Here is an 11638-nt window from a genome sequence, read left to right as displayed (position 1 = left end):
CTGTCGATCTAGTCCTCAGCTCCTCAGCTTTGTTGCGGCACGGCGCAGCGGCCGCGATCGTACGAGCCGACTGTTCTGATCACGTCCGTGGATCTCGGCTCGACCCGCTTGCCGGTTGCAACCCCTGCCAGCACGCGCGCCAGCAACTGGTCGAGCCGACTGACGAGGTAACAGGCGACATCCGGCTCGGCGTGCGCATCGCCCACGCCACTGTCGTCCGTCAGGAACACATAGCGACCCTGGGTCATCGCTGCCATCGTGCGGAGGACATATTGCGCAGTGTCGTCGACGCCGCTCGCGGCCACCGGTACCAGCTGGACACCGGTTTCGCGGAGCTGTTCGGCGGCCTTCAGGCTGGCGGCAAGAGCATCGTCGTGCGGCGGTGCATCGGTGACCAGAAGGAGCGCCTTTGCAGCCCCTGCTCGCCATTGCAGTCGCGTGGCGGCTGCCAAGGCTTGGTCCATCGCCTCCGGCATGTCCCCGCCGCCGCCTGCCTTCTGTTGCGCCAGTAGCGCCTGGATCGCGTTCACGTCTGCGGTGAGTGGAACCGAGCGAACGACGTAGGCGTCGCCCTCGTCACGGTAGAGGATCACGCCGATGCGCAGGTCGAGCTGACCGACATTCTGCTGCAGACGCGAGACGATCGATTGCAACTCCGCGCTGAGATACGCCATCTCGTCGCCCATGCTGCCCGTCGTATCGATCACCAGGGCCAGATCCATCGCTGTGGGGCCCGTCGTCAGGCCCTGCAATCGAACCTGTACCAGTCGCGTTCCTGCAAGCGAGACGGAGCGTTGAGCCGATCCAGCCGTGGACGAAATCGCGACGGCCGTCTGCTGGGGTATGCGATCGAAGCGGGGGAAGAAAGAGGCGGTGCCGTCGGCAGCGGTGACCAGATGCAGCGCACCCCCTTGACGGCGGACCTCGGCCTTGGCGAACGGCACCGGCCGGCCACGCGCATCGACTACCTTGATGGTGACCCGGGTCCGCGTGTCCACGAAAGGCAGGGCGGTCGCCTGCCGCTGGAGGAAGCGGCTGGCATATTGGGCGTATTGCGTCGGGTTCAGCAGGTCGTCCACATCGCCTGCGGTGAGCAGGCCGGCTTGCGGAGCAGGCTGCCGCGGCGACGCAATCTCGGGTTCGATGACGACCGGCGGTGCCGACGTCGGCTCGACCGTCGTGATCTCTGTCCTGCCGCCGACGATCCCGCCGACGTGCCACTCGCTTTTCTTCGTCGTCACCTTGGGTGCCGCCTCGGGCGCAAAATCCATCGTCGGTACATCCGCCGCACCGCCGCCCGTTGGCGCCTTGCTGCAGGATGCCGAGAAGAGTGGAATCGACAGCAGCCAAAGCCAAGCAAACCGAGATCTTAGCAGCATCGAATAGCCTTCGCATGTTGACGAACAGAAGCTCTACGAACCTACTGGGAATTACAACCCTCCTACACGAAGGACCAATGACGAACACTTTCGAGGCTACCGAAACAGAATTTTTCCGGGTGAGCACACACCAGGAAGGCAGTGCTGGAGCGGCCCAACTGTCCTGAACATCGTACTTCGACGAGAGCATGGTGGCGATATACGATGACGGTTTGAGCCGCACAGGCTCGGCGCTCGGCTTACCTGTCCTTCGCCCGGTTCAACCGGAACACCAGCACCGCTAGGGTCAGACAGCAGCGGTCGCATTTTCTTCCTCCTTTATGGATTCGGTTTGATCAGCCGGCTCTTCGGTCGGCGTCGCGACCGTCGGGGGTTCCTGGCTTCACCTCGTGCTATGTGTTGACCTTGGCCTGTAGCGCCGCGAGGCGCAGGTCCGCGGCGTTGGCATTAAGTCCCGCGTCGACGGCCACCTTGAGATACCGTCCGGCCGCGGCTTCGATTTCGAACCAAGACATCTCATTCTCCGCACCGACCGGTTCGCCGTCGCCGAGCGTTGAACGCGCTTCCGCATCGAAGCCCCCGCACTCGTCGAGCTTCCGCCAGCCCAACGCCCTACCGACGTGATCGAAGCAGTTCTGGCTGTGGATCATCTCGCCGGCGAGTTCCTCCTTCGCGGTTATGGAGACCCGCGCGGCGCCGCGACGGACGCCTACCGGACTTAGCGGTTCGGGCGGCGAAGGTGGTTGCGCTGCCACCGCAGTCACCAAGGCTTCCTGCGCATTGCCTACGTCCTCGGCAACGGTGACCGATGAGTTCGCGCCGCGCGTCGTCGACGAGCATTTCCGATCGCAAACAGCAGCGTATCTGCCACGATAAGGATGAGCCAACCGTTTCCGCCTGTCTTGTTCAGACCCTTTGTCCCGATTGACTGCGTGACGTCCGATGGTTTGGGTGATCGCCGCACCGGCTTGCGTTCGACCAAGGCTTCCCCCGCGTGCTCCCCTTGGAGTTTAGGCTTGTCGTCCGGATCGGCAATCTGGATATCGAATAAATAAGGTATTGCCGTCGTTAGAACCCGATCATAGCGTTTCGAGCAAAAGCTGAACGGGGGGCGACGTGCAGGTAGTAGAAGTGTTTGTCGAGTTGTCGACCCGAAACACTCCTACGAAGTCGAAGCGGCAAAACGTATGACCATGATCTTCGATACGCTTCGGCCCGGGTGGACGGTAGACGCGTGACGATCTCGGGGGCACGAGACGAGGCGGGGGCACGACATTGCTGGCGCGTCCTGCTGCTGAACAAACGACTGGTCGATGAGCCGACGGGGATCCCCAAGTCGTCCTCGCGTCGCTGGTCGCTTGAGCTTCGTACCGCTTCGCCTTCGACCGGTAGGGCGTGGAGGCGCGCTTGCTATCATTGACGCCGGGCGCTTCTTTATCGGCACGCCGGACTTGCTCGACCGGCTGGAAGAGGAGCGGATATCGGACGGCGACCGCGCCTTCCTGCGGTCGGACGGATTCTCGATCGACAAAGGCGACCTGCTCGGGAAGGCCGCCCACATGCGCGGCATGGCTGATCGCACCACATCTGTTGGAACGCTGGATTACTTGATCCTCGTCCCGACCCTCCGCTGCAACCTTTCTTGCAGCTACCGTCGGATGTCACGTGTCGCCGAGGCCCAGCGAGGCTTCGATTGGAGCGAGGAGACGCTCGCTGCGGTCCTGACGATGATCGACTTACTGGACGCGCCTCGCCTGTAGATAGAGTGCCAAGGCAGCGAACCTACGCGCAGGCCAGACATCATCCGCGCGGTTATCGAACGCTGCGAGCGCTTCGAACACGTCGAGTTCGTTGTCTGCACCAAACTTCAGCATGTCGATGACGAGATACCGGCCATCCTCGACCGTCCGGACGTGTTCGTCAGCACTTCGCTGGATGGCGATGCGGCCGTTCACTCGCGAAACCGGACAGGCACGACCGAGGTAACGGATGCCTTCTTCTCAAATCTGCGCATGCTGGCGGATCGGCATGATCCCCGAAGATCTCCGCTCTTCCCACGATCAATCCGCCGTCGCCGCCGGAGATGGACGATCTCATCGATGCCTGCGTCGCATTGGGTTTGAACAGCATCTTCCTTCGACTGTACCGCGCACCAAGGTTTTCATTATCGATCTGTGGGTTAAGCAGAATCGTTCGCCCACAAGCTTACCAAGCTTGAATTTGAGATTCATCGGTCCAAAGCGACGGTCAGGGTCACGCATCTCTTCGCCGTTCAACGTCTCGCGCACCATTACGTCCAATTTGACATCGAGAATACAGCGCCTCAATCCCTGTTGTAACAATCGCCCGATCCCGGAACTGTCCTGTTTCACGAAGCGCCACTGGCCGCCGAGCGACTTGTTCCAGTTCTCCTCGACGACGATGTCCGCCACGAGGTCTGCAGGCGTTGTGGCGGGGCGGCAGGGCACGGAGGTAGCAGCGTGAGTAGTGGCGGGGTCGGACTGCGGCGGACATCGCTTTCCCGAAGCGATCAGATCGATGCTTGGACGAATGGGAAAGGCGCGCTTGCTGGCAACCGTGGCTCAATTTGCGGATCAGACTGCGTCCTCTCGCCCGCTTCGATCTTTAAGCCAAGCTCATGCGCGCCGTCCGTGCCCGAGAGCACTCCGCTACCAAGCCGCTGTACCTGATTTGGAACCGTTCGGAGAAAGAGTGGAAGATGCCGTCACGTGAGTGGATTATGGCCAAGGCTCAGTTCGCCGTAATCTTTGGTGAGCGCTTCATTCGAGCCATGGCGGCGTAATGCTCAACCACCTGCCCGCACCCGGAAATCCTGACATCCTCGCGGATTGCCGGTGGGGTGAGCAGCGGAGCAGTTACCTAATCTGGCAACACCGTTGTAACGCCGTCAATGTCGCCTCACAGACTGGTCGGACTAGTCGGACTAGTCGGACTAGTCGGACTAGTCCGACTATCTTCACGCTCTTGCTTCTCGACCGATACATGGCGGGTCGCTTATGTCTTTATTCTTCTTCTTCGCAGTGGGCGCCGCAGCTCAATCCGGTCCGTTTTCAACATCTCGGCGATGATAACAACATCAAGCGAGCAGGCTTCGATTTGGACAGTCAGAATCAGCGCCAACCCCCGCCGAGCGTTTTGCGAATTGCAACCGTCATTGCAGGCGCGCATGCCCGTTAAGGCATGCGCACAAACTCGAAGAGCTCATGCCCGGCTTTGCTCAGACGCAAGTCCATCATTTATCATATGGGCATAATCGAACCAGCTCATCAGGGCGCGGCTCGTAGCTTGATTTCTAAGCATCGCTATATCCGAAGGAGATTCGGCCAGCTTACATATCGCCGACGCGATCGCAGTTTCATCTAGCATGTCCACGAGAACAGTCCCGCCCCCAGGCGCGATCTCTGCCATTGATGACCCGGAATGACAGATACAAGGGGTAGCCATCCACAAGCTCTCCATTATCGGCAGTCCGAAACCTTCCTCCCATGACGGATATATCGCCGCATCGTGCCGGTCGTAGAGTGCGACGAGAGTTTCATTGTCGATCCATTCAAAAGTTGTCACGTTAGACATTCCGGTAAGTAAATGCCGAACCTCGTCTATATAGTTCGTGTACATCCCATGCGAGCCAACGATCGTTAAGCTTATAGTTTTGTTCGTAATACTCTGAGCCTGCACAAGCGATCGAAGAAGGCGCGGAAGATTTTTTCGAGGCTCCCAAGTTGAAACCGTCAAAAGCCTGAACTGATTGGCATCAAGGGACGAGTGTTTCGACGTGCGCCGGCTACAATTTGCCAATTGAGCGGGTAGCTGGACAACAAGTATACGCGGTACGGGAAGCCCCCGCGCTGCGAGATATGCTCGAAATTCGGCAGCTACATAGTGGGTTGTTGTGATAACAAGGTCGGCGTTGACGAACATCGAGTAATAGCGATTGTACAATTCTCTTGCGGGACTGTCGTAATACTCACTGAGCTTAAGGGGAATAAGGTCATGCAAGAGCGCTGCCACACGCAAGCCGAAAGACCTGCCAATTTGGACCGGATCCGCCCCATCCGTAAGAACACAGCTCGGTATCTCAGGAACAAGCAGCCAATCAGCGCGCCAGTCCTCCCCATTTACAAGGGCACTGTCAGAATTCCAACCCTCAGCGTCGAATTGACGAAGTCGGGGTATTTTTTGGGTCGAGTCCCAAAAAACCTCAACAAGCTCGGAGCCTACGTCGCGTAGACCCCGAGCTAACTGACGCACTACTCGCTGAATACCCGTTTCAATTGGCATTTTAGCGGTATGACCGGACCAATAGAGAATCCGGAGGTGATTTTTCTGACCGCTGACCAATGATACATCCGGATTAGAACGAGCAATGCGGCGGCAATTTATGCTGCCGATGCCAGCCGAAAGACATCCTCTACGTCAGCCTTGGGGCGTTGCGGCGGCGCCCACCGCGGAAGGCAGGGCGCGGCAAACGAGATCCGGAATATTGCGATATCCTTGCACCCTTCCCACAGCTTAGCGGGTAGTCGAGACTTCCCAGCCGTCCAACGCCACGTATCTTCGGTCTCAATTCCGTGAAAGCCAACGCAAAGCAGGTCATCATCCAGCGCTATGTCACGTTGAACGGAAAGCCCGTCGTCAATCGATATCGCTTCGAGCTGGATTCCCAGCGATCGACGATCAGACGACCCCAGAACGTGATACGGAACCGATGTCTCCGAAAGAAGCCATACGTCCTTGGCGTTTGCCGGCACGATGAATCTTGCCTGGTTATTATAAAAAGCTGGCTCAATTATCTTACCATCTGCGGATAATTGGAGGTTCGGATCGGTCGCAATCTCAAGCGTCCATCCCATGGCAAAGGCCTTGTCCCTCAGCGCTTTATGAACGGCATCGACGACATATCCCTCTGCGAAGAACGGACGGCAGTAATCATCGAATGTCCGGGGCGCTCGGTCGGGGGGGAGGTAACCCTCCGTAGATTGGAAGAAAGATCGATTGTCGACGTCAATATAACTTTCCGCCGGAAGCCCGTTTGCGAGCAGGATATCATGCGTTGCCAGCTCAATATGCCAATAGGTAACCTCGTCCGTCTCGATTTGGGCAACCGTTGCACCATTTACCAGCGACAGCGCAGGGATCAAAACCCCCTCATCCATGAACGGAACCCACACAGCGTGGCCCGGGGAGAGGTAAAGATCTCGGTGAGGCTTCATCTCGCCAAAAGCGTTGGCCGAAATGCGGATGGGCCACGCAGAAGTCGGATCAAAGCAGCGGTCGCAACGAACCGCGTGGCTTCCAATCCACTGAACTGGAACCTCATTGCCGGCAGCGGTAACGACGACGTCGCCAACCTGAAGATCCTCGACAAGCACCTCTCCGCTTGTTGTCAATATTCCTGTACCAGAGACGAAACAGGGGGGAGGAACGTTGTTAGTGTAGACAGGCACGGAGGTGTTGACGCTGACCGAATTGTCGCGGGCGTCGTACACGGTCCCCTCGATTTGCGTCTGGACGCTAAACCCACCCGAGGGCAGCTGGGTAAACACGCTGACGGGCGAGAGGTGATATTGATAGCCTGCCGAGCCCGGCGTCCCGTCGGAAACCGTCAGCGACACGCCTTGATTGCTGAATCCATAGTCAAAGCTGTGCCTCGTATCGGAATACAAAGTGTTATCGGGCGCGTGGGTCGTCCCCAGGCCAGTAACGGTGTAGTTGCCGGCGACCGTTCCAGTAGCACTGACGATCGTATACGTGTTGTTGCCTGCGTTCTCGACCACGAAACTAACGTTGCCGTCGGGAAAAGTGTAATTCCACGTAAATTGCGCCACAAAAATTACCCCTCTGTTGCCGGCCTCTGCTCAGCCGTTGGAACGCGACGACCCATGCCTTCGGCCATCGCCATATGATCGCCGGGGCGTTCTTTATATATATTGTGCTAACTAGCACAATAGGCGCGATTATGTCCTGACGCCCCCCTGTTTTTAGTCCCTTTGAGCGAGGGTTTTTCGGCCTCAAAACGCCTTCGGGCGAGGAGCCGGCAATGAAGAAATCCAGGGTACACGGACGAGCAGCTTGCCTTCGCGCTGAAGCAGGCGGAAACTCGGATGCCGGTGGCAGAAGTCAGCAGCGTCGTGCGACGTCCGCTAACGCCATCTGCCTTCCGAATAGCGGACGGTCCGCATTCGACCAATCTCGTCGGCCCCGAATTGCACACCTAAATACTGCGAAAGCCCCCCGCCTTGCCCGCGGGCTTTTCGTGTCGCAAACGGTGCGATCACAGCGGTGGCGGAAACCGGCCGCAATCCCCGGGTTTGGGGTTTATGAGAAATATCGATCACCGGCGCAGTACGGTGCAGCAACGGCTGAAATAGCTCACCATTCGCGCGCCAGATCGCGTCGACACGGCATACACGCGGCGCGATTGTACGCCGCCTCTACGCCCTCCGGGACATTCGCGAGCATGAGATCGATGATCGGACGATCCCCCACCCGATTCTCCACCGCGGCCAGCTCGTTCATGACGGTCGAGTAGGTCGACCGCCAGCCGTGCGGAATGTGCAGCCCGGAGAAGCCGGCTTCGCGATATGCCTTGCTGATCTTGCTGTCGCTGATCGGCTTGCGCGGATGACGCACACTCCGAAAAATCAACGGTTGGTGCGCACCGGTGAACTCGATCGCCATTTTGACCAGCTCCACCGACTGCGGTGCCAGCGGCACGATGAACTCGCAGGCCGCATCCTCCTTGCGCTCCAGCACGAGCTTCATTTTCGCGGCCGGTATGCGCCAGATCGGATTGAGCCCGTCGAGAGCCTTGAACTCTTTCGGCTCGGCCAGCCTGAGAACGCCCGAGCGAACCGCGGTGAGTGCCAGGAGGCGCGACGCCAGCTTCGTAAGCGGATGCCCCAGCTGCGCCTCGACCGTCCGCAGGACCTTCCGCGCCGCATCGAGCGTGCGCACGGGCGGATATTTGCCCTTCTTCACTTTCGACAACGCGCGCGCTGCGACGGTCGCCGCGTCGCTTGTCGCAATGCCGCTCGCGATTGCTCGAGCAAATATCTCCGAGATCCGCTGGCGAACGCGGTGCGCCGTCTCGATCGCTCCACGCTGCTCGATCGCTCGAAGAACCTGCAACACGATCGGCGATGAGCCGAGCCGCGGAAGAACGTCGATATCCAAGCTCCGCCGTACCACCTTTGCATACCGAGGCGACGAGGTCCGTTCCTGGCTCGCATACCAGTCGTTCGCTACCGCTCAGAAGGTACGCCCGCCCTCGCCATATGCGCAGCTCCGCGCTGACGCTTGTCCACAGACGGATCCACGCCGACGGTTAGCTGCCGGGCCGCGTCCTCGCGTAGGCTGCGCGCTTCTACCAGGGTGACCTCCGATAGACACCGAAAACTAGTCGGTTCTCCTTGCCCGTAGAGCGGTACTTCCACCGCCAGCTCTTGTAGCCTTTGGGCGTCACTTATAGGTGCAAATTCTGCGCATCCGTGAGTTTGTATGGCCTGTCTTGGGGCTTCGCCTTTTTGCAGGCCGTATCGGTCAGCACGCGATACCCCCAAGGGCATTTGCCAATGCCCCGGTGTGCCCCTCATTCGATCGCGCTGCATGGAGACACTGCGGACGCTGCGAGACAACGCACAACTCTCAAATCAGCGCTTTGCCGCCTCTTTCTTCCGAAACGGCGTGAGACAACCTGAAATGAAGGGATGGTGGACAGGGTAGGGTTCGAACCTACGTAGGAGAAACTCCGGCAGATTTACAGTCTGCTGCCTTTAACCACTCGGCCACCTGTCCAGGTGTCGCTTTCTTCAAGCGAGGCGGCTCCATGGCGAAGCTTGCCGGGCGTGTCAACGCGACTTGCGTCATCGGGCGTCGCCGCATAGCGCTTTCCGCACGTTATGCGACCAGATGAAAGACCGACGATGACCGACACATATCCAGGCGGAACGCGCTGATGGCCGCGCGGAAAGGCCATCGGCCGAGCAAGGCGCCTGCGGGCCGCCCGCGCTTCTGGGGCAAGCACCCGGTCGCTGCCGCCTTTGCCAACCCCGAGCGGGTGGTGCGGAAAATCATGGGCACGCGCGAGGCGCTGGCCGGGCTCGACCTGCCGGCGAACGTTCCGGTGACGTTTGCCGAGGCCACCGACCTGGCGCGGCTGGTGCCGGGCGATGCGCCGCACCAGGGCGTGGTGATCGAGGTCGAGCCGCTGGAGGACATGTGGCTGGCCGACCTGCTGGAGCACGGCAAGGACGACAACCGGCCGCTGGTGATCCTGGACGGAGTCACCGACCCGCACAATGTCGGCGCGATCCTGCGGTCGGCGGCGGCGTTCGACGCGCTGGGGATCGTCACCCCCGACCGCAACGCGCCGCCCGAATCGGGGACGATCGCGCGGGCCGCATCGGGCGCGCTGGAGACGGTGCCGTGGATCCGCGTCGTCAACCTGGCGCGCGCGTTGGAGGAGATCGCCGCGGCCGGGTTCTGGCGGATCGGGCTGACTGGGCACGCCACGCAGACGCTGGGCGAGGCGATGGGCACGCAGCGGATTGCGATCGTGCTGGGCGCCGAGGGCGAGGGCATGCGGCAGAACACCGAGCAGCATTGCGACGAGCTGGCCAAGCTGCCGATCTCGGACAAGGTCGAGAGTTTGAACGTGTCGAATGCCGCGGCGATCGCGCTGTATGCGGTGACCACGCGGTAATCCTACTCCCTCTCCCCGCCGGGGAGAGGGAAGGGGCCCGCCGCGCTTGCGGTGGGAAGGGTGAGGGGCTCGAGGCTCGGGACGGTGCGTCCCAACACCCCTCACCCTTCCGGCGCAAGTGCGCCTCCCTCCCTCCCTCCGAAGGGGCGAGGGAAGTTTAGTCTTCTTCGGCGATCCGGACCTTCAGGCCGTCGAGCGCGTCGGTCATGGCGATCTGGCAGGACAGTCGCGAATAGGCGTCGCGGTGGCTGGTCGAATCGAGCAGGTCGTCCTCGTCCGGGCTGACCGGCTTGAGTTTGGCCGCAAACTCCGGGTCGACATGGACGTGGCAGGTGGCGCAACTGCAGCAGCCGCCGCACAGCGCGAGGATCTCGTCGATCCCGGCGTCGCGGATCACTTCCATGACCGACAGGCCCGCCTCGCCCATGATCTCGCGTTCTTCCCCTTCACGCGTCACGACGATAAGCTTGGGCATGATAATCTCCGAAAAATTTTCCCATGCCTATCCGCACTCCGTCGGGCAAGCATCATGGGGCTGACCGCCGAACAGCTCGACGCGTCGATGGCGGCGCTGTGCGCGGTCGAGCCCGCGTTTGCCGCCGCGGTCGCGCAGGCTGGCTCCCCTGCCCCTCGGCTGAGCGACCGCGGCTTCGCGACCTTGCTGCGGACGATCGTGGGGCAGCAGGTCAGTGTCGCCTCCGCCGCTGCAGTATGGCGCAAGCTGGACGCGGTAGTGGAGGGCGCCGCCGACCCTGCGAAGATCGCGGCGGCGAGCGACGAGACGCTGCGCAGCGCCGGACTGTCGCGGCAGAAGCTCGGCTATGCGCGCAGCCTGGCGGACGAAGTGACCAGCGGTCGGCTCGATCTCGAGAACCTGCCCGAGGACGACGAGGAGGCGATCGCGGCGCTGGTGCGCGTGAAGGGGATCGGGCGGTGGTCGGCGGAAATCTATCTGCTGTTCGCGGAAGGCCGCACCGACATCTGGCCGGCAGGCGACCTGGCGGTGCAGATCGCGGTCGGGCGGATCCTGGGGCATGACGCGCGGCCGAGCGAGAAGCTGACGCGTGAGGTCGCCGAGGCCTGGCGGCCGCATCGCGGCGCGGCGGCGATTTTTGCGTGGCATCATTACCAGGCGGACATGAAGGTGATTTGAGCCGGGCGGGTCGCGGAAGGTCACAAAGGTCACGCCGGAGACGGTGTTCTTCGTCATCACCGCGGCTGGGGTCTCCCTGTAGAGAGCGCACGGCTCGAACCGGGAGATGCCAGCCTTCGCTGGCATGACGGGCGGGGAGATGGCGTGGATGGCGGGGGGTGAGTGAGGGGACGGCGTTGGAGAGCGTCCTACAGTCGCCGGGATGAGAAATAGCGCGACTCGGGTCTGACGGAACGCTCGCACCTGTCGGGCGTGTAGGACAGCGATTTCATTCGGCTGTCATCTATTGCCTATTGGTCTGCGCTGGCGTTTGAGGGACGGACAGACCGGGAGCGACGTGCGTGCTTATACTGACGATGGCCTTGCTTACAGCGCCCCCGC

The 11638-nt window shown here is 60.9% G+C and carries 11 protein-coding genes and 1 tRNA gene; 3 read left to right on the top strand and 9 right to left on the bottom strand.

Annotation, left to right across the window (positions count from 1 at the left end; translation table 11 throughout):
- Window positions 1–23: 23 nt before the first annotated feature.
- Both SJY20_RS04590 and SJY20_RS04585 read right to left on the bottom strand, forming a co-directional pair.
- Entirely contained in the window at window positions 24–1271 is a 1248-nt protein-coding gene (locus SJY20_RS04590; protein WP_380785421.1) for a VWA domain-containing protein, read from the bottom strand.
- Window positions 1272–1771: 500 nt separating this feature from the next.
- Window positions 1772–2143, bottom strand: a complete 372-nt coding sequence (locus tag SJY20_RS04585) for a hypothetical protein (RefSeq protein WP_380785420.1) — start codon at window positions 2141–2143, stop codon at window positions 1772–1774.
- A 687-nt stretch (window positions 2144–2830) separates the two neighbouring features.
- Between SJY20_RS04585 and SJY20_RS04580 the strand changes: the two genes are divergently transcribed.
- Complete coding sequence (locus tag SJY20_RS04580) at window positions 2831–3139, top strand: hypothetical protein (RefSeq protein ID WP_380785419.1); 309 nt, start codon at window positions 2831–2833, stop codon at window positions 3137–3139.
- On the opposite strand, the gene SJY20_RS04575 is transcribed toward SJY20_RS04580, so the two are convergent.
- The 6 genes from SJY20_RS04575 to SJY20_RS04550 all read right to left on the bottom strand — a co-directional run bounded on the left by SJY20_RS04575 (window position 3116) and on the right by SJY20_RS04550 (window position 9197).
- Complete coding sequence (locus tag SJY20_RS04575; protein ID WP_380785418.1) at window positions 3116–3334, bottom strand: hypothetical protein; 219 nt, start codon at window positions 3332–3334, stop codon at window positions 3116–3118. The genes SJY20_RS04580 and SJY20_RS04575 overlap by 24 nt on opposite strands.
- A 138-nt stretch (window positions 3335–3472) precedes the next feature.
- On the bottom strand, window positions 3473–3811 hold the full coding sequence (locus tag SJY20_RS04570; RefSeq protein ID WP_380785417.1) for a hypothetical protein: 339 nt from the start codon (window positions 3809–3811) through the stop codon (window positions 3473–3475).
- A gap of 790 nt (window positions 3812–4601) precedes the next feature.
- Window positions 4602–5321 carry a glycosyltransferase gene (locus SJY20_RS04565; RefSeq protein ID WP_380785416.1) on the bottom strand — a complete coding sequence of 240 codons (720 nt, stop codon included), beginning with the start codon at window positions 5319–5321 and terminating at the stop codon, window positions 4602–4604.
- Window positions 5322–5779: 458 nt separating this feature from the next.
- On the bottom strand, window positions 5780–7228 hold the full coding sequence (locus SJY20_RS04560; protein WP_380785415.1) for a Hint domain-containing protein: 1449 nt from the start codon (window positions 7226–7228) through the stop codon (window positions 5780–5782).
- A gap of 544 nt (window positions 7229–7772) precedes the next feature.
- Window positions 7773–8591 carry a tyrosine-type recombinase/integrase gene (locus SJY20_RS04555; RefSeq protein ID WP_380785414.1) on the bottom strand — a complete coding sequence of 273 codons (819 nt, stop codon included), beginning with the start codon at window positions 8589–8591 and terminating at the stop codon, window positions 7773–7775.
- A gap of 519 nt (window positions 8592–9110) precedes the next feature.
- A tRNA-Tyr gene (locus SJY20_RS04550) sits at window positions 9111–9197 on the bottom strand.
- Window positions 9198–9357: 160 nt separating this feature from the next.
- Here SJY20_RS04550 and rlmB point away from each other — a divergent pair.
- Window positions 9358–10104, top strand: a complete 747-nt coding sequence (gene rlmB / locus SJY20_RS04545) for a 23S rRNA (guanosine(2251)-2'-O)-methyltransferase RlmB (protein WP_380785413.1) — start codon at window positions 9358–9360, stop codon at window positions 10102–10104.
- A 157-nt stretch (window positions 10105–10261) separates the two neighbouring features.
- Here the strand turns inward: rlmB and SJY20_RS04540 are convergent, their stop codons facing one another.
- A complete protein-coding gene (locus SJY20_RS04540; RefSeq protein WP_380785412.1) occupies window positions 10262–10579 on the bottom strand; it encodes a 2Fe-2S iron-sulfur cluster-binding protein in 318 nt (105 codons plus the stop codon).
- Between the two features lie 54 nt (window positions 10580–10633).
- Between SJY20_RS04540 and SJY20_RS04535 the strand changes: the two genes are divergently transcribed.
- Window positions 10634–11257 carry a DNA-3-methyladenine glycosylase family protein gene (locus tag SJY20_RS04535; protein ID WP_380785411.1) on the top strand — a complete coding sequence of 208 codons (624 nt, stop codon included), beginning with the start codon at window positions 10634–10636 and terminating at the stop codon, window positions 11255–11257.
- Window positions 11258–11638 lie beyond the last annotated feature (381 nt).

The sequence above is a fragment of the Sphingomonas sp. R86521 genome, assembly GCF_042466235.1.
In the GTDB taxonomy this organism is placed as follows: Bacteria; Pseudomonadota; Alphaproteobacteria; order Sphingomonadales; family Sphingomonadaceae; genus Sphingomonas.
The sequence above is the reverse complement of the archived record's forward strand: the minus strand, read 5'-3'. Positions and strand labels throughout refer to the sequence as shown.